This is a genomic window from Priestia sp. TRM10 (assembly GCF_057808375.1).
The window spans coordinates 104,720-126,700 of the sequence record NZ_JBJZOT010000012.1; the positions used below are offsets into that span (position 1 = coordinate 104,720).

Here is a 21,981-nt window from a genome sequence, read left to right on the forward strand (position 1 = left end):
TCCTTATGCGCCTCCTCCGTATAAAGCGAGTTCTTCATCGGTCACTTCAATGTGAAACTGAATGTTCTTTACAGCTTTAATCGATAAAATGACATCCCCCTGAGCTAAGTTCGGAATGACATCCAACTCACTTTCGGTGAGCTGTCCGGCAAAAATCCGTCGTAACATTTCTACATTACTGTTATCCTGCTGCATGATAAATTTATATTGAGCGAGTTCAAATAGAATCTTAATTTCTTCTACAGCTGATAGATCGGAGCCTTCTGGAACAAAGTCTCTGATGGAATGACTGGCAAAGATCAACCCACCGAAATACTTACGAGCTTCCCGGCTAAACTTTGTTAAGAAACGGAGCGCGTGCTCACTTCCTTTTCGAGTGTTCACCACGTGATGAGCCTCATCCATGACAATGAGATAACGAATGGCATCTTCAAACGAAAGCTCTCCTCGGTTGTAAGCTTCAAATTGAGGAGAGCCTTGTTGCAACATGTTATCCCAAAGGAGGTTCATTACACTGAACAGTTGGGCTTGGAAGATTTCCGGTTTTAAGCTCGATAGATGACGTAGGGAAAAAAACACAATTTGTTCTTCATTAAAATCTTCAATGGTGGAGATCCCGTCAAAAAGATGAGCGTAGGTTTCCACCAAGTTCATCAAATTCAACTCAATTAACTCCAAGCGATGGGTACGACTGACACCTAAATGAGCATGATGTTCTTTCTTATCAAAGTTGGCATACAGTTCTTTTCTCACAAAGGAAAGGAAATGACTAAAAATCGGATACTTTTCTACAGGTTGACTCGTAATGGTGTTGTTCTCTCCTTTTTCATCACTCCATAAGCCTTTATGAATGTACAATTTACGCAAGAGATTCTCGTATTCTTTTAACTCCTCATCCTTAGCTTCTGGAGCAATAAAGCGATAAAAGATCGTCAACTTCGATAAATGTTGCGTAAAACAATTCAGTTCACTTTCAGAGGTTTTGAACACTTGAAGAGGATTGATTTTCCCCTCTGATCCATCTAATGCAATCTGTTTTCCTCCTAAATCACGAACTAACTCTCGAAATTCTCCTGTAATATCAAAGCCCCGAATCTTATAACCCTTAATCGCATTATCCATCGTCAGTTTCTTTAAAAACGTGGATTTACCGGCCCCCATCAACCCCATGAGAACGGCATTATAGCTTTTACGATGTTCATCCTTATGGAAAAGATCATAGATCACACTTCCACCGGTTCGGGTCGTGCCGTAATACATCCCATAGGGATCATCTAACTGGGTAAAATGAAAAGGAAACCCACCGGCTAGGGATAGCGCAGGGATTTCCTTTCCTTTTCTCTTATTTACATATTGTAATTGGGTATCAAAGTCCGTAACCATCGACTCCCATTCATACTCTTGTTCATTTAAGAAAATAGCACCTCGAAAGTTATGAGATTCTAAATGCTCGATGACCCTCTTAAACTCTTTTTCTAGATCGGGAATTGTTTTAGCTGCCAAGTAGATTCGTAGATGAATGCGTTTCATGACTTCCCCATTCACAATCTGACGGTATAACTCCCTCATCTCATGAAACAGGTTTTCAGCATCTAACCGATCAATACTCTCCTTGGCATGAAGGTGACGAGCATTTTGTTCCGACATATTCTTATTGATAGAATCAATGACTTGTTTTCGGTCATCACTCACCACATCCAAGGTGGTAATCACGTTAGGCATGTTCAGAATCGGCTCTAACCAGAAGTCGTTAACATTGTTTGGATAATCATAAACATGCACACAAGTGGAATAGCCATCCCCATTCCGAACACAATTTTCTTTAAAACTCACGCCACCTTGCGGTTGAATTTGACTCAATAACGTAGGGTTATAGCCTTCTTTCTTTTTGACCTCTTCATTCGTTTTATATTTTAAAAAAGGAAATGCCATGTTTCTCCCACCTTCTCTTTATTGTTTATTGCCAAGTTTGGCATTTTGATTATAAAGTTTATAGATTAGTTCAATTTTCTTCTTATCATTCACCTCAATAAGAGGGGTTGTTCTTTGTAAATAGCGAATAAGATCCTCTCTTCTTTCCTTGACCATTAATTCGGTTTTTCCATAGATAAACACAAAATACTCCCGATTTGTTCGGCCCCACTCTAAAAATTGAAGCTCTTTTAATTTTTGTTGAAGAAAACGCTCATAGAGAAGGTTTTGGGACCGTTCTAACTTCTTTTCTAAATATTGTTGTTGTTGTTCTGTGGAAACGGGAAGATTTAATGAGACAACCTTAAAGGCTTCTTGATAGCTTTGAAAACCACTTGCCAGGCTGTAAATATGGAAAGAAGCCTCTTTTTCGTTCATCGCAAAAATATCTTTACTTTGGATTTGCCAAATATCAAAGAAGCCTTCTCCTTTTAATTGAAATAAACCACTTTCGGTATAATCGACAATGGGTATGATCTCCGCAATCAGCTTCTTGATTTGAGGTGATTTCTCTTTTTTTGCTTTAGCTCGTTTCTCTCTCAAGGCAGCAAAAGGATGTAAGAAGGAACGTTTACGTGTCTTGATCTCCTTTTCATCCAAAAAGAAAGGAGCTTCCTGAGACCATTTCTTTCCCTTTTTCATTTGAGATGCAGGTTGTTGAATCGGTTGTTCTTCAAATAAAGCCATGCGTCTTCTCTCCTTTATCAATCCTCTTCTTGATCAATCGCACAATACGTATTTTTCTTTCGCATCATCGTAATCAACAGCACTTGATACATTCTCTTTTTCGGGTTCGTATGCGGTCTCCAAATCATGATAAGACCCACAATGCCCATGAAGATGTAATACGGAATTTGTAACGTCGGATGAATAAAAATATTTAAGATCATCGTGAAGATTAATAAACCAATAATGAACAGTAAATCAAAGAGAAATAGAGATTTATTGATTTTAAGCTCCGTCGTCACTTCTTTAGGAATATTGTAATTCGCCATATTTTCACTCCTTCATATAAAAAAGGAAGTAGAGCATCTCTACTTCCTTTATTTTTTCTTATTCTGATCTCGTTTTACGAGGCCCCTTAACCCTGCACCTGTATTTCGCCCAATCTGATAGGTACGCTTCGTTTGATGAACCGTCTTCGATTCCTTCCATGTAGAAACAGCTTTATCTCGAATGACCTGCCCAATATGACGCGTTTCCGTCCGTTGTTGGTTTGGCATCGGAATCTCTTCCGTGCTCGCTGGCACCACTTCCTGTTGGGAAGCATTCTGAACGGGAGCCGAAGAAGAAACGGTATGAGATTCTTGCGTTGCTGCCACTTGAGCCTCGGCTTGACGAATATTCTCCTGTAACGGAGCAGAAGCAGAGGTATGAATGACATTTGGCATAGAAGACGGAGTTTCCGATGGTGCCTCATAGGAACTTGAATTCTCTGTAGATGGTATTTCCTGATGAAGCGTGGTTCCATTTTGTACAGGTGGTGGAGTATCAATGGTTTGGGAACCATGAGTTGAAGGAGAGGAAATCTCCTGTGTTCCCCTTGATTTGTTCATTTCTTGTTGAAGACTGCTGCCTCCTTGAACAGATGGTGTATCGATAATCTGAGATCCACCATTAGAAGAAGAGGTAAAGCCTTGCGTTTTCCCTGATGTGTTCATTTCTTGTTGAAGATTGCTTCCTCTTTGAACGGATGGTGCATCTACCGTTTTAGATCCTCCATTAGAAGAAGAGATAGAGCCTTGAGAAGAAGAAAGACCTCCATTTCCTTCTACGGCTTTCATTTCATCATGAAGCGTCGTTTGTCCTTGACCCAATCCTTGCTTTCCCGATATGCCTTCTGTAGTAGAAGCACCATTTTCGCCTTCCAAAGCCGTCATTTCATCTTGTAAGCTTGTTGTTCCTGGCCCGCCATTTCCTCCACTCTCTACTGTAGAAGACGCGTTCTGTTCCTCTTGAGCGTTAGACGAAAGATCATGCCCCTGCGCGCCTCCTTCTTTGGATTCGGCTGCTTTCATTTCTTCTTGAAGAGAGGAGCCTTGATGTAACCCACCGGCTTGCGATTGACCTTGCTCCATCTTCCCATTTCCTTGTTCTTGTCCGGGAACATGAGAGCTTAAATCAGAACCTTTGCCTTGCCCTTCCTGTTGTCCTTTACCTTGCCCTTGACCTGTTGCTTTTTTCATTTGTTCCGGTAAGGTCTCTTTTTTTCCTTGTCCTTGACCAGACCCTTTAGCTAAACCGGCAGCCATGCCAGCCATGCCTCCACCTGCCATAGAAAGACCACCGACACCTGATTTCCCTAATCCTCCTAATTTCTCTAATGCCTTTTTTCCCTTTCCAACGGATCCCATGGCACTTTCTATACCTTTGGCTAGGCCCACACCACCTGCAACAGCAGCCCATCCACTCTTTAAGCCCGCATCGATCCCAAAGATACGTTCACACATCACTGGACCATCAACAACCGCAATACTAATCGCAATTAAAGCAATGAGATAGGCGATTCCATCTAGTTTATCGCTAATAAATTGGGTTCCCATGAGATACACTTTCATCGAAATAAAAATCATGATAATAATCAAAAAGGTGTTCATAATGCTTTTTAAGACCTGTTTAAGCTTCTGACCATCGGCAATGTCTGCCGGAGCTAACAGTTGCGCTAAAATGGAGTTAAACGCTAATTCATAACATAACTTAGCTAATTTAATTGTGATAAACAGTAACGTCATTCCGGTAACAAAGAGCGTAATAGCAATCGTCCAGAAATCCCAATGCCATCGGTAGTACTGTTCTGGAAAAAAGTCAAACCATCCATTATCTAACTTGGCTAAGCCTTCTTTTCCCTCCCCATTGAGGGCTAATTTCTTTTTGAGTATCTGCTTTCCTGTGTCACTCAACCCATCTTTATCGTTAATCTTAAATTCATCATCAATCTTTTCTGTAATATCAATCATTTTGATATTCTTTTGAGGCACCCTGTTTGGTTTCTTTAAATCGGTTGTTTTCCATCCATTCACATCCAATTGGGCAACATCGGTAATACCATCTTTAATAATTTTTTCACTCGTGGTTCCTTCTTCATTTAAATCTACGGCATTAACCGCCTCATCCGTGAACTTATCAGCTTTTAACATGCCCACATTGAGAAGAACAATAACCCCAATGGAAATAAACAGATTAAACATAATCTGCTCTCGGTTAAGCTTCTTATTCATAATGAGCAAATATCCAATGTACAGTATGGAAAAAGCTAATAACACATAAAGAAAAGGTTGGATATCCTTAATAAATCCTTGCACATCCGGGGAGTTGAAAAAGGTCTTAATCCCCAAAATACTATCTGTAATGCCTTCTAGCCCATCGACTAACCAAGCTAAAGATTGAATGAGAAACCATCCCATCCACCTCAAGCAATACGACCAAATATTCCCGACTTCCAGATAATCATGAAAAGTTTGAAGCTTCTCTACAATTTCTTCATCTTTCATCCGGTGCTCATCTCCCTTTCAACGTTTCGTTCACTGGATTAGCCTTCAAATAACTCTTCAACGGTAAGAGAAAGACGTTCTGCCATGGCGTCCACTCGGATCACCATCGGTGCTTCGCCCTCTTCTTCGTTCCCCTTTTGAAGAAAAAGGATCCCATCTAATAACCCAATTGAAACTCGATTTCCTTCTGCCACAATCGGTGTATACTCCGTAATAATACGTTCTAATTCCTTTGTAATCGTGTTCATATGTTTCTCCTCCTTTTAAGATTGAACCGGTTGAGGTTCCTCATTTTCTAATACTTCACTAATACGCCGAATATGCTTGGTGATCGCATCATAGAGATACGAATCCATTTGATCGTTCGCTCCAAGTTCATGTAAGATACCCAAGAAGTCCTCCATTACTTTATGTTCTAGGTCTTCTATCGTTTGAGGTAATTTCGGTAACAATTTATCCTGAATCAGTCTCAATACATTCGGATCAGACGCAAAAAACTCGTTGATCGTCATCGACTTCCAATCCTTAGGAGAGGAAGCAAATGGAGCATCCGACGCTTGAGACGTTTCTTCCTCTTTTTCCTGGGAGGAGGTTGGTTGCGGTGAAGCAGCTTTCTCTTGATCAGACGCGTAAGGCTTTTCTCCAAATAAATATGAAAAATCTACAATCAGTTTCTTTGGATCCACCTTTTCATGAAGCGAGACAATATCTAGATCTAAAATGGATTGGTCCGTATTAAATTCGTCTCCAAGATACTCCCATCGATATTTCATGGCTGTTTTTCCCGTATTAAAAATTGGATAGGCTTTCACACGATTACGCTCCTGATCTTGTCGCTTAATGACTCGATACACCACATTTTCACCTTCTTCTAAACTCATGAGCTCACTGGCTGTTAAAAGAGGTTTTGTATCTACACTTTCCGTCTTACTCTTATCCAAAGACAATCCTTTTCCACTTCGAGAAGTAGAATGAATGGTCTCATTCCCTAACTTTTTGGAAATCGTTTCAGCCGTCTGATTGTCACTTGTTAAAATATAAATGGTGTTTCCGCAGTTTCCACTAATGGTATCCGCATTGTCTCCATATTTATTTTTTAGCTGAGAATACGCTTGAATGACTAAGTTAAAACGTATATTTCGTCCCAGGCAAACCGTCACCATGTTACTCATATCTTCAATCGCTGGCATATTACCAAATTCATCTAAAATATACACTACTTCCCTGTGGCATTTCCCACTTCGAGCCAAGGATGCATTTTTGGCTAGAACTGAATACATTTGACGTACAAAAATAGATGCAATGACGTGATTACTAGAGTCATAGTCCGGTGTAATCATGAAAATCGCAATCGGCTTATTGAAATAAATAATGTCTTGAATTTCCATACCTTTTGAGGCTTCCTTGACCTCTAATGTTGTTTCCCCGGTTTCCTCATCTATCTGTTTAATCGTCACTTTACATTTTTTCTTTCCTTCCCTTTCTTGAATGTAAATCTCCTTGTTTACTTCTAACGTTTGTTGAAAATTCAATTCAAAGCGCCCTTCTCCATCCGTTTTAATGCTTTCCGTTGTCTTATCAGGAAACAGAATTTCTACTCGCTTCCTAGGGGTCGCTTTTCCTCTTATGGTTTTTCCAAATCCCACTCGCTTAAGATCTACACTATTTCGAGACGTCATCTTCGCTATTTCATCGAATGTGAAAATAGAAAGTCGATCCATGGTTTGAGTAAAGATGCCACCTCGCGTCGTCCCTTTTGAAAAATTTGAGGTCGCATATTGCATTTTCGCCACACTATCAGAAGGCAAATCTTGAAAATATTTATCTAGCGCATTTTGTGTTTCCTCTGAATCTCCATCGATTTCAATCTCTCTAGATCCTAGCTCCGACAGCATATTGGCTACGGCATACATCGTAATCTTTTCTTCTGTTCCTTCTTTAATACATTTATCCGTGATGGCTAAAATCATCGCATTACATAAGCTCATGGCACAGTTTTGCCAAAAGGGATCCTTGGAGTTGGGATTGTAATAAAGTGTATAAGAAAGCGTGTTACATAACGACTGAGCTGTTGAATAATCTTCTTGTTTATAGGCCTCAATAATGAGTTGTAAAGGATTATAACTCATGGACTCTAAAGGATTTAAAAGATTCAGCACTTCGATATGATAGCCTCTTTTTTCAAGCGTTTCCTTTGATGCAGCGAAGAGCTCGCCTTTGGTATCATTATTGATAAGAGAAGGCTGGTTTTCAGCCCTGGAATACACATCAATGGCTGGAAACACAAAGGTTTCCCCTTTCCCACTTCGAGTAATCCCGACAATCATATTGTTAACGGGACTATCATCAATCAATAGAAACGGCGTTCTCTTAAACAATAGATGAGCTTGTAATAATTTTTGAATGCCTTTTACTTTTCTGTACGTTTTCCAGTTGGAAACTAATTTAACTTTATCCATGCGAGAAATGGGCACCCCTCCTCCATCGGAGTACCGTTCCCCTTTTTCTGGTACAGCTCGATATTGTTTCTGTAATTCCTCTAGTGTTGTAAAACGACTCGACCCTTTTTGATTTCGGTTTAAATCCTTAAAGTTAGAACGGATATTGTAAATAAGTTTAGCCGTCAAAAGGGTGGATCCTAATCCTATAGCTCCATACACATAAGGGTAATCAAGAAAATGGAACGTATAGGCGTCCTTAAAGGATGGATGAAACGGTTGAGGATCCAACACATCACTAAAACTCGTTTTCAGTACATCTAGGATCATATTAAATATAAAATTGACACCTAATAGGGTAAGAATAAAAAAACAAGCACTCAATGGAATGAGTACTTGTTTTTCAGCTATTTTATATTTGATGGAGGTGGATTCTCTCATTCTCCTTCCTCCTTATATATCTCTTCTGTAAAGTATGCAGTGGTTTGAGCAGAACGATTATCACTATTATCAAAGGCATCCATATTGTTTTTGATGATATCCCTAAACTCATCTTCTGAAATGATTTCAGGATCTAAAAACCCTTTATCCAAGTCTTTTGTATAAGAATCAATTTCCCATTGAAAATTATAATCACAATATCTTAATAAAGGAATGTTAGGCTCAAAACTTATGATATTTTCCCTATCAATGGAACAAAAAATTAAATCGAATAAATAACACGTATCCCCATGATTAAGGAGGATTTTTTGATCTTTCAATTCTTCCGCCTCAAAAAACATTTCTTGACCATCCTCATTAAAAACTTTGAACATTACATTTATGCACATGGCACCAATACAATCATTTTTATAAGTAAATGATTTATTAGCCAGCAATAAATAATCGTAACCTAGCCTATATTTTTTCATTACTCATCATCCTTGCCCCATTATTTAAAAGACTCTATATACCATTTAAAACTTTTTCTTTCTTCTGTTTCTCCTCCGTTAGGGATTGAATTTTTGCTTCATCTTTTGGATCCTTCTGCTGTTGCTCCTCTATCTGTTTTTGAAGATCCTGTATTTCTTGTTGAACCTGTTCGTACTTTTTAATCTTTTGATGGATACGCTTATCTTGAAGATGGTTAACTTGTTTTTTAGCTTCTTCTACCTTACCTGTTCTTAGCAGAGCATATCCTTTCATGCGTTGACGCTTTTCCGTCATTCTGACCTCCTTTTGAGAGAGTACATCTTCCCATCGTTGTTCGAGATACGCCGCATCAAAGGTTCCTGTAGAAGAAGGAAAAAGTTCTTGGAATGCTTTTATCTGCTGCACATCTCCTTTTTCCAACAATTGATCTTCTACTTTCCTTTCTCCTCCTACCTTCACAGCTTCCTTATACTTCTTTTCTTCTAACAGAAGGCTCATATAGACGTCTTGATTGACTTGTAAATCCTTATTCCCTTTCCCTTTGGAAAGCTGTTCTATTGCCTGTTCTGTATCTCCTAGAAGAGCTGTTTCATATAAGTTCGTTAACTTTTCTTCTTCTTTCAATTTTTGTTCGAGTTGCACTACCTCATCATTTTGTTGTTGAGAAGCTGAAACCGTCGTCCAACACCCTATGGATAAAAGTAAAACCGATAAAGCACTTCCTCCATAGATCATTTTTCGATGAAGATGAGAAAGTTTCGAAGTGTATCCTTCTTTAGAAGAGGTTCCAGGAGTTAAGATTGATTCGTCTCTTTCTGGAAACTCTATGGCCTCAGGATGTAAAGAATAAGGCACTTCGTGATATAGCTTTTTGAGAAAAGATTGTTTGATAACTTCTTGGTTTGGATTGATTTTCATTTGAGATAACTGTTTTTGGATATGATCGAGTAGATTTATAGCAAAGTGAGAGCCTAGTTGATACGTGCCGGCATATAACTCTTGGTTTTCTTCATTCAGCACGTGAAAGTCAATCGAAGCTCTTTTCTCTTGTTGACGATACTGATGTTCTAATTCATGTGTTCTCTCACACGCTTCTTGAAAAGAGAGCTTCTGAAACGTAGGAACCTCTTTCGTTTCACTTTTCATGAACATCACAAACATGTTTTTCCTCCTTTGTATGAAAAAAAGAGATGAAAAAAAGCCATACTTTTCAGTACAGCTTCCTCATCCCTTTTTATAAATGATGATGATAAGTTCGTTTATCCTCCAAATTTAATGTTGCTATCTACCCCTTGTGCAATACCTAAAGCTCCCATCACAATCACAAGACCAACAGCCCCACCAATAAACCATCCAATACATTTTTGGCGTCCTCGGTCACCACCAAGCATTAACAAGTAACCTCCGATTGCAAACGCGATCGCTGCACAAATAAGTCCTAACCGTTGTCCCCACTTTAAAGTAGACTTTCCACTTTCAATTAAACCTGACATTCCATCGGCAGCACCAAGTGACAAGTCATTCATTTGGTTTAATAGATCAATCATTCTATACTCCCCTTTTCCTCTTAATTATGAACTACTGGGTTTTCATGAGAAGAAACTTCGGAAGGAACAGCTTTTTTAGGTGTCTCCTTCTCTTCGGCGGGTTCTGTAAAGGCACTTAACGCCTCTAAAATTAAGTCTTGATTCTCTTCAATAAACGTTTGATGTTGCTGATGAAGCCAATCATTATATTTATGACCTTGGACTTTTAATAACTTTTCTACAAGATCTTTCGACTTCTTTAAATCCTTTTGTGTAATGGACATCGCCTCACTCCTTTCATAAAGTAAGCCATTAGTTCTCAAAATACGTTTCTTTTGACATTTGAATGAAGTAATCAAGCTCAGCTTCCAATTCTGACGCTTCATATTCTTCAAAATCAATTTGATTCTTCATTTCACCATCTTTATAGACGGCTAAAGTATCAGCATTTTGATCTAACCCATAGTACATTTGGTTTTTCGAACCATCGTATCTCGGATCATTACTATTAATTTCTTTCGCATTTACATCATTTCTTTCCATCGCTTTTTTTGCACTATAAAGGTAATTATCCCGATTATCTTTATCTAGCGAATAGATAATAAATCCTGTTCCATCCTCTTTCATAAACTTCTTCATGGCTTGAGGACTCAATTCTTCAATGTTTCCATTTCCCTTCACTTCGCTTGAACCTTGAGAAAACACAAATACTGATCCTATACCAAGGACTAAAACTACACCTGCAATGAGTGAAATCAACCCATACTTACGGTTCATATTTTCATTCTCCTTTGTTCTAAATATTCAGACATACTAAGCGATTCTAAAACCTACCGAGAGATTTTTGGATAAGCTCAGTCTCTGTCTCCTCAGTATAACAAGGAAAAGAAAGGAAAATATATCCCTTATTATGGCTGGAAAGGGTTAACCCTATGTTGGCATGCATGATGAAAATCACCAAGCCCAACAATGCACAACGTTTTGGCATGTACGAAGAACCTTATGCATCCCCTGGTAGTGAGATACACTGTAAGAATTCCACATCGATCACCAGTGAGTTTGAGGACGCCTTCACCGAACCTTATCATCATCGTATACCTGAATCCCCTTGTGACCGATTGAGGGGAGGCACGCTTTATCCAATTGTCGAGGATCGTTTCGTGCTCTCGGCACGTCTTAGAATCGCTTGTATGTGGTCCATTTAGAACGAAAAGAATAGTGGTTAACTACTTTTGTGAGATACTTCTTTGAGTTCTTCTTCCTTATGTCGTCTCTTCGCCATAATGCGTTGATTATGGTCCCGGACGGAACGAATATCATAATAAATATCAGCTACTCTCTTAATACTTCCTGTTTCGTGTTCAACAGCAACAGCTCCCTGTAGTTTATACACTTTTCCATCGAAGGTTTTAGCACTTTGAGCTCGAGCCGCAGCTATTTCATAGAATGCCAGTCGCTTCGCTGTCTTCATCTTTCACCGCCCCTTTTTTATTATGGTCTTGTATGAAGGAGAAATCCTCCAACGGCAAATCCAATGCTTTAGCGATTTTGCGAATCGTATCATACGTAGGGTACCTTCGACTTCCTCGTTCAATTTGAGAGATTGTACATTGAGGAACCCCTGATACTTCGGCTAGTTCTAACTGGGTCCACCCTTTTCTCACTCTCTTCACCCTGATTATGTTAATGTTTTCCACCTCCTTGATTAGAGTATATTCAATAACAAATAATTTGTAAATAGGTTTTTAAAATAAATTATTAACATTAGGGTACTTTAACAAATACCCTTCCCTTTTGTTAAAATAAAAGAAAATGTTAAAGTGAGTAGATACTTATGAATGAACTTAAAAATCACATCGGTAGGAAGGTTAAAAGTTACAGAAAAAGCCTTAATATGACTACCGCAGAGTTAGGAAGATTATCTAAAACTTCTCAGAGTACTATTAGTGGTCTTGAACGTGGAGAAAGGTTTGTTACTTTTGACTCCATGATAGATATCTGTGATGTTCTAGGGGTGGGATTATATGATGTATTGCCCTCAGAATATAATAAAAATCTAAAGGGTATGGATGAAACAAAGGAAAAGTCTAATATTATTTTAGATAGACTGTCTGTAGATGATACTGAACTTATAGAAAATCTAGTCATTAACTATATGCCTTTATTGAGAATTATTAATGAGTTAGATTCTACTCAAAAGAAACATCTGACCATGTTTCTCAGTTCTATAGTTAATAATAAATACTAACTATAACAAAAACTTTTAACTTAAATTTTTAATTTGATAATGAATAAGTAAGGTTACTTACATAATAAGGGTATTATCCAAATTAAGGGAGGGTTAAAATAATACCCCCCCTTTTCTCATTTCACTGAAAGCCTTTTATTATCAAATCAAAGAAGCAAGACAAATCAACAAAGAATGTTAATTTATCTTGCTTCTTATTATTTTCAGTTGTTTCTTTACGGTTTCAACTGATTTATATAGCTTTTCAGCAATTTGTTTTCGACTTAAACCTTTCTCTTTTAATTCATATACATCTCGTTCCGTAGGAGTTAAGACTTTTATTTTCCTTTCTTTCTTTAACTCCTTAACAAGGATAGGTGACACATCTGAGTGTAAACTTACCTTCCCTTCATACGCATCTCTCACAGCTTTAGGAATATCCCTATAAGATGTTTTGGTTACATAATTAATAGCTCCTATATCAAAGGATTCTAAAATAGCATCCGGTTCTTCCCATGAAGTTAACATTATAATTTTCTTTATGCCTTTACTATATAATTCTCTCGCTACTGCAATCCCACTTAAATCTGCTTCATCTCTTGTAAGACTTAAATCCATTAAAACTATATCTACTTGTTCATTATTAATTTGGATAGATTGCTCTTTTGTGTAAGCTTGTTTAACTACAGTAATATCCTCTTCTTTTTCTACATACTCACATACACATTTCATCCATACGGGATCATCTTCTACAACCATTAGCTTAATTGGACACATGGACTTTCTCCTCCATTGATTGTGAATTATGATGCTTGTTCATACTTCTAATTCTTTTTGAAGGAAACATTAAAGTAATTGTTGTACCCTGATTAACTTGGCTCTTTATTGAAATGTCACCATCATGTTTCTGGATCACGTTATAACAATAAGTTAGACCTAATCCATAATTTCCGACTCGTCTTTTTGTAGAGTAAAAGGGATCTAATACAAGTGGAACTTGATCTTGCTCTATACCTTTTCCATTATCTTTAAAATCTATATAAACTTTATTACGGCTTTGATAAACCTTAATAATTAAAGACCCACCTTTCCCCATAGCCTCTATGGCATTTTTAATAATGTTCATAAATGCTTCTTGTATATGTATAACATCTCCCGCGAGTTTAACATTTGTTTCGTATTGCTTAATAATTGATATATCTGACGTTATATAAGGCTTTAATAGCTCAAGAGTACGTTCCAGAATACTATTCAACCAAAAAGTAGATTCTTTAAGATCTATAATATTCAACTTACTTTGGATTCGGGTAGATAGCTCCAAAACATGCTGTGTTGAATTCAACGTTAAATCAATATTTTCAGCGACTTTCTCATTTTCAGGAATATGATCTCGTAATTGGCTTACTAAGAAATCAATCTTTGCTATTTCATTTTTTATAGTGTGATTCAAGAGAGCTGTTCCCGATACTACGGCTTTCATGGTAGTATCACGTCTTTCTTTTTCTACTCTAATTTGTACTCCTAAAATACCGTATCTAATAGCAAAATACAAAAACACAAAGAACTGAAGGATTATTACCAATGTATTGTATTTCCATATCCCAACAAAACCAAACGCTTCAAGGATAATATTAGTGGTAACAGCAAATGTAGTCATGGGTACTATTAATAAAGCAGTTAATGCCTTTTGTCTTTTTATCGTTAGCCTTGTTTCTTTCCAAGCTGAATAGACTAATAGAAAGTTTGACATCAGTACATAAGGGACAATCCAAATAGATAGTACATCAAAGTTCACCCTAAACTCTGGATATATAGGAAAGGTAAAATACATAATAATAGGCGGAATCAATAACAACCATTTATACAAATTTTTATGTTTAGGATTACTTATTGTGTCAGAATATATTAATCCAAATATTAAAATGGCATAGGGAGTCCAATAGTGTCCAATCGAAGTAAATATACCATCCAATACCAGAGCCCACTCTGGACGTTCTGTACCTTTTCCCAGTAAAACACCTACTCCACCAAATCCTCCGAAAAAGCCAATATAACTTGCCCATCTGATTTTTTCATTTTTAGGATTTCTAATAAGGAGTATTGCTCCCATTAACCAGAGCAGTATTACAAGTATCAGCATACTATCTACCTCTTCAGCTTATTTTGAATAAAAGAAAGGGTATCTACTGCAATTCTTTTTCGATTTAAAACAATACCGGCATGTCCACCTTTATAGATGTATCTTGGAGGTCTCCCCCATGCTTCCCATAAGTGATCTGCGTCCTCAATGTGAACATACTGATCGTACTTGGCGGAAATAAGCAAAATGTTATCTTTTTTCATTTTGGGCACAGCTTGACTAGGATCCGTTATCTTCCAGTATGAGGTTAAATCTTCATAGTTTACACCATGCTCTTCTAAATCTTTTCGTATAAACTTTCCAGGTATAGTATTCCATATCGAATAAGAAAGTCGATTAGCATAGAAAATGGAAGTTAAAATATCAATTTCTGACTCAAGAGTAGCCACTAAATTTGTAATAAATCCTCCTAGACTAACGCCAATTAATACGACTGGTCCTTTTTTATTCTTTTTAATCCATTGAATAAGCGCCCTAAGATCTTTTACGGCTTGCCTAGTCGAATCAATAGTTCTAGAGATATTAGCACTTATCATAAACTCGCCACTATAAAGTGATGTTTCTGGTTCCCTCTCGAAATGGTAAGGTAACGTAAAATAATACATATTCCATTTCAATTCTTCGGCAATCCGTTCATGGAATATTTTTTTTATTCTGTCAAATGAACTCATACGCCAACCGTGTATAAAAATCACGTTAGGCACTTCATCATGATGGTTATTAAGAAATACTTCTCCATTTACAAGGTCATTAGGTGTAATACCTGATGAAAATAGACTTGGAAAACTAAAGCTTCCTACATCATATCCTTCTTTGGAATATTGGATATCATAATTTACATCCGTTTTAAATGATTGATAAAAGCTCTCCCTATCCTTTATAGAAGGTTCTTCATTAATCACAGAAGAAAATTGAGAATTTGCACTACGCTTCCTATGTAAATCATATAAAGCATAATAATCAATTAATTTTGAAATAAACAAATTCATTACCCCTAACTCTTGTCTTAGCCTATATAATTAGAATTTACTTTGCAAAATATTTAATATATCTTGTGGCCTATCGGCAATATGATTTGGCTCTCCTGCTTCTAGAAGTTCTTTAGAATCATATCCCCAAGATACTGCTATACAATATAATTGATTTTGCTTAGCAGCCTTAATATCCCTTAGTTCATCACCTATATAAATAATATCCTCGGCTTTTAAATTATGATCTTTTAAGAAAAAGGATATTTCCCCTTTCTTAGAAAATGGATTGAATGAATAATGGGCATAGTCGAATATATCCATAGAATTATTTATTAAAAACTTACTAGTTGTATCTCGAGAATTCGTGGTCAAAAAACCCAATTGAAAACCCATTTTCTTTAATTGAACTATAACACCATGAATCCCCTTTACTGGTTCTAAATCGGGGAGATATTGTTGGTATCTCTGTTTGATTTTCATACCTACTATAGGCATCTTATATATTGGTATATTCAATACTCTACACCTATCACGTACAGACAATGTACTTAGATATGGAATTTCCTCCTCAGCAATCTTCCTGTATTCATACTTTCCTGCAATTTCGTTAAATATATTAATAGCCAAATGTTTAGTATTTAAAAGAGTACCATTAAAATTAAAAAGTATAGTTTTATCCATATTAACCCTTTCCAAATTGTTTACAGTTAAATAGGTTTTATTTTTCAATTATATCAAATTAAGGTAATGAACTGTAATACAATAGATTTCAATTTTTTAAATTCAAATTATTTCTATTACATAAAGTAAACAAAGGCTCCTATGACAATAAGAATCACAATTAATGGTAATGTCAAAACAGCCAAACACCCTATAATTTCAAACAAAATACAAAACACAAGATAGGAACCAATCAGAAAGATCCCAATAAGCAATAACAAACCTAAAATCTTCAAAAGAGCATATTTAAAGAAAAAAAAGAACCCAATTAGACATAGTAGAACGATGGTGCATACAAAAATCGGTTTTATCATGCGATTAACAGCTTCCACCCTCTCATCCCCTTTTGATCAAATAAGCCTCTCATAATATGAGAGGCTTAACATTCATTCCCTAAAAATTATCAAAAAATCGATTTTGGGTTAACCTCTTGATAATTGACTTTACTTTTGGTTTCTGATTTATTCAATTCTTCATTTACTGGACGTTCTTCCTGTACAGAGAAAGACGATTTCTCAAGGATAGATGCATCTTTTCCTGGAGATCCTCCTGAAAGGATACCCTCTTTTACCGTTAAAGTATCTTTTCCTCTAAGAGCCTCTAGAATAAACATATCTCGACTCATTTCTTTATCGACATGATGATTTAAAACGCTCTCCGTCCCATATAGCTCAATCATATGATACACAATCTTACGTAGAGAAAGCGCAATGTTATCCTGATTTTCAAACCACTCATAAAATTCATCAGTTTCATTGCTTTTAAACTTCCAGTTATACTGTGTTTTTCTTTTTTTTTCGTTCGTCATACCTTTACATCACCACAGTTTCTTTGTATTCTTCTGTAAATAGCATGTTGCGATTTAAGATATCTAATCCTTTCACGTTCATATCAACAGCATATTGTTCGGGGATCCAAAGGACTTTCGCATCCACAGAGTCCGCAAATTCTTTTAAGTATTTATACATATCCTCTTTAAATTCGATGGAGCCTCCTCCATAGCAAGCTAGATATTCTGGTTCACTAGAGAGTGTTGTTGTGTATTTACGTTCTACATCTTCCAAAATGAAATCCACTTGATTGATACGAGCCTCACGCAAGTAATGAACAGCTAAGTCATGATCTTTAGGATACTCATCTGGTCGCTCAATATATTTCGCAAATTGCTGACGATTAATATTAAGGCCTTTACGTTCTTCTTTCATTAATTGAATTGCTTCTTCGACCGCATGCCCTACTCCACGCCGTTCTCCTGTACACTGCTCTGGTTGAGGATTTACACCCACAGAATAAATGTACTCGGTTGTACCACTTCCAATATCGATATGCATAATTTTGGAGTTTGTGAAATGCGATCCCTCGATTTTCTTCATTCCATACTCTTTGCAAAACTCTTTAAACATATCATTTGGTCCTTCAAAGATTGCATATAATGCCGGAATACCTTCTTTGGTAACCTTTACTTGTGAGAAGTTTAATTCTACGGTTACCTGTTCTTGACCTACATACACAATGACCACATGAGAAGTTTCCATAAAACGCTCTTCTAACTGTCTCGCTGTCTCTATATTGTGTTGACTGGCTGGGATGGCACTACTCATGCCCACTTCTACTTTTATGGATTGAGGAAGATTCCCTTCCGCATCATAATGTTTTTGCACAGCTCTTCCTGCCACATAACCTAACGTATTAATTAAAGGTAAATCACTACTATGCTTTTCATGAACGGCAATATCCATATTGCTTACGCCTTCTGTAGTTTGAATTGCTCGTTCTCCAATCATATATAAACCATCACGACGAATGGATGAGCTTGAAATATGTACGAGTAATTGGTCAATGAGATTTGCTACGTTCTTTTTTACATCATTTTCATGGACTGAAGGTTTTCGATTAATTCTTTTATAAGCACTTGGAACTTTCACTACCTCTTTAATGCCTGGTTCAAGAATCTTCATTTTATCGTTTCCGATATCATTAGCAAGGATCAATTTCATTATTAAATCCCACTCCTTTTTTATTTTCTCATATATTATAGCATAAAATACATTAATATTTAATATTTTAAATATATTTTTTATACTTTTTTTATACTTTAAAAACAAAAATACAAAACGAGGTGATTTTTATATAATAATTATATAAATACTAATATATTATTATATAAACTTAGATAAAAATGTATAAAACACTTATTTTAAATATAAATTATACGTTTTTAATAAATTTTAGGTTCCCTTATTATATAAAAACAATACATAATGACTCTTCATTTAAAATTTTATTCATAGAGAAGTTTTTAAATAACTATAGTGAATTTAAACCTAAGTAGTTATAAGTTAGTGTAAACATTAAGAGAAGTTAAAACTTAACTTTAAACCTTTATAAAACATACTTATAAACTCTATAGATAAGTGTAAACAAAGGTAATCATAAATAATAAAAACTTAAGTGTAAGTTAAAACCTACATTTATATAACATTGAGGATAACTTTAGTGATATCAAATTAATTATTAAAGAAACCGCCCAAAAGATTGATAAAAGTGTACATATTACCGGAAAATGAATTAAAAACTTATATCTCAACATTATCAAAAGATAACTAGCAATGTTTTGATAAGTTTTTCATCTAAATGTTATTATTAATTATTGAATAGTAACATTTAGAAGGAAAAAGTGGAGTTAAGTTGAAACTTAACTTTAAATCTTCATAAAATAGGTTTATCATCTCTATAGGTAGGTGTAAACAAAGGTGAAGATATGTGGTGAAAACCTAAGGGGAAGTGAAAACCCAACTTTACAAAACCCCACGGGTAACTTTGGTAATATCAAACTAATCGCTAAAGGAGCCGCCTAGAATATTGATGAAAGTGTACATGTGTTTAGGAGTGGAATGGAAGAATTAAAGAATCATATTCTAACTTTATAAAGAGAAAGTGGATATCATTTTTTTGGATAAACCTTTTATATCATAGTTACTATTAGCTACTAAGTAGAAACAAGGGGGGAAAGGGTAAGGAAAGTTGAAACTTAACTTTAAATTCTTATAAAATAAGTTTATTATCTCTATAGGTAGGTGAAGACAAAGGTGAAAATAGATAACGAAAACCTAAGTGAAAGTGAAAACCCAACTTCAGATAACATTGATGATAACTCTGGTGATATCAAACTAACTATTAAAGAAGCTGCTCAAAAGATTGATGAAAGTGTACATGTTGTCCGTAACTGGATGAAAGAACTAAAAAATCACATTCCTACTTTACAAGGAGAAAATGGGTATCATTATTTTGATAAGTCTTCAATTGAACAGTTATTATTAATTAAGAAACTAAGTAGGGAACAAGGTTATTCCATTAAACAAATTAATCATTATCTTTCCACTGGTGATGATCCTTTAAAACCTGCAAGGACACCAGAGGATCCAGTTATGTTGGAACTAGAGGTTATTAAGGAACATTTAAAGAGACAAGAAGAATTTAACCAGGCACTAATTAATAGATTAGAAAAACAACAAGAGTACATACAGAACTCCTTAGAAAAGAGGGACCAACAACTTCTGGACGTAGTTAAAGAAACCCAACAATCAAAATCTGAAGTAGCTGCAACTAAAAAGAAAGGGTTTTTCGCTCGATTGTTTTCTTAAGAAGGCATGTAGAAAGAAAATCTTATAGGTAAAAATAAGGGCATATTTTGGGAAAAGGCAAACCCAAACATGCTCTTATTTAATAGGATTGATTAACTTTTCACAAAAAAGGTTGATTGTTTTAAAATCCTTGCTTTATTAAAACTCTCAATTGCCTAACAATGCTCTATTATAGCTTTTATTCCTGAATTTCCCCGTTATTCAGAGACTAAATTGAAGTGTCTAAACGAATAGTCTCGTCTTTAAATATAGTTCCATTTTCAGCTTTTCGGTACACATTAATCATAACTTGACTATCGCCTTGCCATTTAACCTCAAAATTATCAACTGTCGTTAAATCAAACCCTGTAAGTTCTTTATATTTCACCAACTTGCTACCATATTCTCCGTAATAAATCCGTAGGGAAGAGTATCCATAGGTTATCTTTTTATCCTTCTCATCTATAGTTCTGGTACTCATTTCCTGAAAGTCGATGGTATGTACTAGAGTTGGCGAATGGCTTGTAAGAAAAGAAGTTCCACTCAGAGGGGGAGACTTAGAAACTTCTTCTTCCCATTCATCCGATGTTGAACAGCCAAAAAGGATGAATATTATTCCTAATCCAATCATCAAAAATTTAAGAAGTATGTTTGCCTTCATTTCTTGTCTAATTCTCATTCTTGTCTCCTTAAATATAAGAATTCCTCTTCAACAAACCTTCACTTTAATAGCATGACTTTAAATTCAAGATTTACTGTCTGTTACTAACACAGTAGTCTTACAGTTTGTTTAAGAATAATGTGCTAAAATAGCCTTCATTCTGACCATTTCATCTTCTTGTGATTCATCATTTATGGAAAGAGTGCTCTCTTTTACTTTTTCTTTCTCTTGTTGTTCTTGAAACCAATCCGGCAGCATTTCTTTACGCACAATTTTACGAGGGGTTACAACTACAGACTCTTCTTTATCTATTGTTTGTACAAGTTCATTAAATTTATTTAAAGCAATTCGATACACCAACTTACATTGCTCCTCAAAGCTCATAGAACGCGTTTTTATGTATGTAAATAAAGTATGAATAGATTCATAAGCAATCGAGTGAATATCCTTTTTAGAAAGAGTCATAGATACAGATTGACATACTTTTTGAGAAGCCACACGTACACGTAAATAAAGATCTCTTAAAGAGTCTTTAAACACATCTTTAAAGGTTTGATTAATGAGTTTTGGGACTCCTTTGATAAAAGGAATCGTTTTATACATAAAATGATTTTTAATATAATGATTTTTAGGTAAAGAATAGGTAGAAACTTTTTTTGACTCTCCATCCTTACTCTCACAAGGGATTTCAGCGTTTTCTGCTTGGACATCAGCTTGGACATCAAAGTCGAAATATTGTTGCCAGTGTGTAAAACAAGGATGATCCACAAAGAAATAAACAGCAGCGCCTCGACCATTATGTTTAGAAGAAGAACGATGAGCCTTCACGATCTTTCCAGCTTCCTCTAATGTTTTCATGACACGACGGATTGTACGAGCAGAAATATCGTGTTTCTCAGCAAAATAGGAGTCCTTCGCATAAACAAAGCCTTTATCTGTAGCTAAAAAGCAAATCATATCAATCGCGTTACGTGTTTCTGGTTTTAAACGAACATATGAATCTCCAAATGCAGACTCTACAATACTTAAAAGTTTGTACTTCATTTGTTTCTGTTCATGTTGGGTTTTCGTATAAGATTCATAGTTTTGCATACGGGCAAAATCATCACTGAAAATTAACATATTTTCTCTCCTCTTTTCTGTAGGAAAAGAAAAAGGGTGTGTTTACCGTTTAAAAATTCGGTAAACACACCCTTTACGAAAGAGAGTACAATAAACCCTTGCAATAGTTAAAGTTTTGCTGTAAAATGCAGATAGAAACTTTAACTATTGTGAACAAGGTTTGAGGTAAGTGTTTACCG

General features: G+C 35.9%; 24 protein-coding genes. 2 read left to right on the forward strand and 22 right to left on the reverse strand.

Annotation, left to right across the window (positions count from 1 at the left end; genetic code table 11):
- Positions 1-3: 3 nt before the first annotated feature.
- The 13 genes from ACK3CR_RS11180 to ACK3CR_RS11240 form a co-directional block, all read right to left on the reverse strand.
- A complete protein-coding gene (locus tag ACK3CR_RS11180; protein ID WP_488975427.1) occupies positions 4-1,932 on the reverse strand; it encodes a VirB4 family type IV secretion system protein in 1,929 nt (642 codons plus the stop codon).
- Between the two features lie 18 nt (positions 1,933-1,950).
- Entirely contained in the window at positions 1,951-2,658 is a 708-nt protein-coding gene (locus tag ACK3CR_RS11185) for a TraC-like domain-containing protein (RefSeq protein ID WP_488975428.1), read from the reverse strand.
- A gap of 17 nt (positions 2,659-2,675) precedes the next feature.
- Positions 2,676-2,966 (reverse strand): DUF5592 family protein, encoded by a 291-nt coding sequence (locus ACK3CR_RS11190; RefSeq protein WP_113715394.1) that lies wholly within the window; start codon positions 2,964-2,966, stop codon positions 2,676-2,678.
- Positions 2,967-3,014: 48 nt separating this feature from the next.
- A complete protein-coding gene (locus tag ACK3CR_RS11195; RefSeq protein ID WP_488975429.1) occupies positions 3,015-5,462 on the reverse strand; it encodes a pLS20_p028 family conjugation system transmembrane protein in 2,448 nt (815 codons plus the stop codon).
- Between the two features lie 38 nt (positions 5,463-5,500).
- Positions 5,501-5,710 carry a hypothetical protein gene (locus ACK3CR_RS11200; RefSeq protein WP_046218185.1) on the reverse strand — a complete coding sequence of 70 codons (210 nt, stop codon included), beginning with the start codon at positions 5,708-5,710 and terminating at the stop codon, positions 5,501-5,503.
- A gap of 15 nt (positions 5,711-5,725) precedes the next feature.
- Complete coding sequence (locus ACK3CR_RS11205; protein ID WP_488975431.1) at positions 5,726-8,341, reverse strand: VirD4-like conjugal transfer protein, CD1115 family; 2,616 nt, start codon at positions 8,339-8,341, stop codon at positions 5,726-5,728.
- Positions 8,338-8,811, reverse strand: coding sequence for a hypothetical protein (locus tag ACK3CR_RS11210; protein WP_488975432.1), 474 nt, complete (start codon positions 8,809-8,811; stop codon positions 8,338-8,340). The genes ACK3CR_RS11205 and ACK3CR_RS11210 overlap by 4 nt, the downstream gene beginning before the upstream one ends.
- A 34-nt stretch (positions 8,812-8,845) precedes the next feature.
- On the reverse strand, positions 8,846-9,973 hold the full coding sequence (locus tag ACK3CR_RS11215; protein WP_488975433.1) for a hypothetical protein: 1,128 nt from the start codon (positions 9,971-9,973) through the stop codon (positions 8,846-8,848).
- Positions 9,974-10,071: 98 nt separating this feature from the next.
- Positions 10,072-10,359 carry a hypothetical protein gene (locus tag ACK3CR_RS11220; RefSeq protein WP_113715398.1) on the reverse strand — a complete coding sequence of 96 codons (288 nt, stop codon included), beginning with the start codon at positions 10,357-10,359 and terminating at the stop codon, positions 10,072-10,074.
- A 20-nt stretch (positions 10,360-10,379) separates the two neighbouring features.
- Complete coding sequence (locus ACK3CR_RS11225) at positions 10,380-10,622, reverse strand: hypothetical protein (RefSeq protein ID WP_488975434.1); 243 nt, start codon at positions 10,620-10,622, stop codon at positions 10,380-10,382.
- Between the two features lie 28 nt (positions 10,623-10,650).
- Positions 10,651-11,115, reverse strand: coding sequence for a hypothetical protein (locus tag ACK3CR_RS11230; RefSeq protein WP_488975435.1), 465 nt, complete (start codon positions 11,113-11,115; stop codon positions 10,651-10,653).
- Positions 11,116-11,560: 445 nt separating this feature from the next.
- Positions 11,561-11,809 carry a hypothetical protein gene (locus ACK3CR_RS11235; protein ID WP_120046350.1) on the reverse strand — a complete coding sequence of 83 codons (249 nt, stop codon included), beginning with the start codon at positions 11,807-11,809 and terminating at the stop codon, positions 11,561-11,563.
- Positions 11,778-12,035, reverse strand: coding sequence for a helix-turn-helix domain-containing protein (locus tag ACK3CR_RS11240; protein ID WP_410914459.1), 258 nt, complete (start codon positions 12,033-12,035; stop codon positions 11,778-11,780). Before ACK3CR_RS11240 ends, ACK3CR_RS11235 begins: the two co-directional genes overlap by 32 nt.
- Positions 12,036-12,172: 137 nt before the next feature.
- Here ACK3CR_RS11240 and ACK3CR_RS11245 point away from each other — a divergent pair, with 137 nt between their 5' ends.
- On the forward strand, positions 12,173-12,586 hold the full coding sequence (locus ACK3CR_RS11245; protein ID WP_488975436.1) for a helix-turn-helix domain-containing protein: 414 nt from the start codon (positions 12,173-12,175) through the stop codon (positions 12,584-12,586).
- A gap of 177 nt (positions 12,587-12,763) precedes the next feature.
- Here ACK3CR_RS11245 and ACK3CR_RS11250 read toward each other — a convergent pair whose 3' ends face one another.
- The 7 genes from ACK3CR_RS11250 to ACK3CR_RS11280 all read right to left on the reverse strand — a co-directional run bounded on the left by ACK3CR_RS11250 (position 12,764) and on the right by ACK3CR_RS11280 (position 18,393).
- Complete coding sequence (locus tag ACK3CR_RS11250; RefSeq protein WP_488975437.1) at positions 12,764-13,324, reverse strand: response regulator; 561 nt, start codon at positions 13,322-13,324, stop codon at positions 12,764-12,766.
- Between the two features lie 4 nt (positions 13,325-13,328).
- Positions 13,329-14,705 carry a sensor histidine kinase gene (locus ACK3CR_RS11255; protein ID WP_404900500.1) on the reverse strand — a complete coding sequence of 459 codons (1,377 nt, stop codon included), beginning with the start codon at positions 14,703-14,705 and terminating at the stop codon, positions 13,329-13,331.
- Positions 14,706-14,710: 5 nt separating this feature from the next.
- The gene (locus ACK3CR_RS11260) at positions 14,711-15,688 is read right to left on the reverse strand and encodes an alpha/beta hydrolase (protein ID WP_488975438.1); all 978 of its coding nucleotides are present in this window, start codon (positions 15,686-15,688) and stop codon (positions 14,711-14,713) included.
- 36 nt (positions 15,689-15,724) lie between these two features.
- Entirely contained in the window at positions 15,725-16,357 is a 633-nt protein-coding gene (locus ACK3CR_RS11265) for an HAD-IA family hydrolase (RefSeq protein WP_411205748.1), read from the reverse strand.
- A gap of 116 nt (positions 16,358-16,473) precedes the next feature.
- Positions 16,474-16,728, reverse strand: a complete 255-nt coding sequence (locus tag ACK3CR_RS11270; RefSeq protein WP_488975439.1) for a hypothetical protein — start codon at positions 16,726-16,728, stop codon at positions 16,474-16,476.
- Between the two features lie 71 nt (positions 16,729-16,799).
- Positions 16,800-17,204: a hypothetical protein gene (locus ACK3CR_RS11275; RefSeq protein WP_488975440.1), complete on the reverse strand. Its 405-nt coding sequence runs from the start codon at positions 17,202-17,204 to the stop codon at positions 16,800-16,802.
- A gap of 4 nt (positions 17,205-17,208) precedes the next feature.
- Entirely contained in the window at positions 17,209-18,393 is a 1,185-nt protein-coding gene (locus ACK3CR_RS11280; protein ID WP_488975441.1) for a ParM/StbA family protein, read from the reverse strand.
- Between the two features lie 1,092 nt (positions 18,394-19,485).
- Between ACK3CR_RS11280 and ACK3CR_RS11285 the strand changes: the two genes are divergently transcribed.
- Positions 19,486-20,040, forward strand: coding sequence for a DUF3967 domain-containing protein (locus ACK3CR_RS11285; protein WP_488975442.1), 555 nt, complete (start codon positions 19,486-19,488; stop codon positions 20,038-20,040).
- Between the two features lie 208 nt (positions 20,041-20,248).
- Here ACK3CR_RS11285 and ACK3CR_RS11290 read toward each other — a convergent pair whose 3' ends face one another.
- Together ACK3CR_RS11290 and ACK3CR_RS11295 are read right to left on the reverse strand one after the other, a co-directional pair.
- Positions 20,249-20,698 (reverse strand): hypothetical protein, encoded by a 450-nt coding sequence (locus tag ACK3CR_RS11290; RefSeq protein ID WP_488975443.1) that lies wholly within the window; start codon positions 20,696-20,698, stop codon positions 20,249-20,251.
- 111 nt (positions 20,699-20,809) lie between these two features.
- Positions 20,810-21,802: a hypothetical protein gene (locus ACK3CR_RS11295; RefSeq protein WP_488975444.1), complete on the reverse strand. Its 993-nt coding sequence runs from the start codon at positions 21,800-21,802 to the stop codon at positions 20,810-20,812.
- Positions 21,803-21,981: the final 179 nt, after the last annotated feature.

Coding starts and splice junctions, on each gene's coding strand:
- ACK3CR_RS11265 (WP_411205748.1), bottom strand. CDS start 16,357: ATGGATAAAACTATACTTTTTAATTTTAATGGTACTCTTTTAAATACT.
- ACK3CR_RS11290 (WP_488975443.1), bottom strand. CDS start 20,698: ATGAGAATTAGACAAGAAATGAAGGCAAACATACTTCTTAAATTTTTG.
- ACK3CR_RS11255 (WP_404900500.1), bottom strand. CDS start 14,705: ATGCTGATACTTGTAATACTGCTCTGGTTAATGGGAGCAATACTCCTT.
- ACK3CR_RS11195 (WP_488975429.1), bottom strand. CDS start 5,462: ATGAAAGATGAAGAAATTGTAGAGAAGCTTCAAACTTTTCATGATTAT.
- ACK3CR_RS11235 (WP_120046350.1), bottom strand. CDS start 11,809: ATGAAGACAGCGAAGCGACTGGCATTCTATGAAATAGCTGCGGCTCGA.
- ACK3CR_RS11280 (WP_488975441.1), bottom strand. CDS start 18,393: ATGAAATTGATCCTTGCTAATGATATCGGAAACGATAAAATGAAGATT.
- ACK3CR_RS11205 (WP_488975431.1), bottom strand. CDS start 8,341: ATGAGAGAATCCACCTCCATCAAATATAAAATAGCTGAAAAACAAGTA.
- ACK3CR_RS11215 (WP_488975433.1), bottom strand. CDS start 9,973: ATGTTTGTGATGTTCATGAAAAGTGAAACGAAAGAGGTTCCTACGTTT.
- ACK3CR_RS11210 (WP_488975432.1), bottom strand. CDS start 8,811: ATGAAAAAATATAGGCTAGGTTACGATTATTTATTGCTGGCTAATAAA.
- ACK3CR_RS11295 (WP_488975444.1), bottom strand. CDS start 21,802: ATGTTAATTTTCAGTGATGATTTTGCCCGTATGCAAAACTATGAATCT.
- ACK3CR_RS11190 (WP_113715394.1), bottom strand. CDS start 2,966: ATGGCGAATTACAATATTCCTAAAGAAGTGACGACGGAGCTTAAAATC.
- ACK3CR_RS11220 (WP_113715398.1), bottom strand. CDS start 10,359: ATGATTGATCTATTAAACCAAATGAATGACTTGTCACTTGGTGCTGCC.
- ACK3CR_RS11275 (WP_488975440.1), bottom strand. CDS start 17,204: ATGACGAACGAAAAAAAAAGAAAAACACAGTATAACTGGAAGTTTAAA.
- ACK3CR_RS11250 (WP_488975437.1), bottom strand. CDS start 13,324: ATGGTTGTAGAAGATGATCCCGTATGGATGAAATGTGTATGTGAGTAT.
- ACK3CR_RS11200 (WP_046218185.1), bottom strand. CDS start 5,710: ATGAACACGATTACAAAGGAATTAGAACGTATTATTACGGAGTATACA.
- ACK3CR_RS11225 (WP_488975434.1), bottom strand. CDS start 10,622: ATGTCCATTACACAAAAGGATTTAAAGAAGTCGAAAGATCTTGTAGAA.
- ACK3CR_RS11180 (WP_488975427.1), bottom strand. CDS start 1,932: ATGGCATTTCCTTTTTTAAAATATAAAACGAATGAAGAGGTCAAAAAG.
- ACK3CR_RS11185 (WP_488975428.1), bottom strand. CDS start 2,658: ATGGCTTTATTTGAAGAACAACCGATTCAACAACCTGCATCTCAAATG.
- ACK3CR_RS11245 (WP_488975436.1), top strand. CDS start 12,173: ATGAATGAACTTAAAAATCACATCGGTAGGAAGGTTAAAAGTTACAGA.
- ACK3CR_RS11230 (WP_488975435.1), bottom strand. CDS start 11,115: ATGAACCGTAAGTATGGGTTGATTTCACTCATTGCAGGTGTAGTTTTA.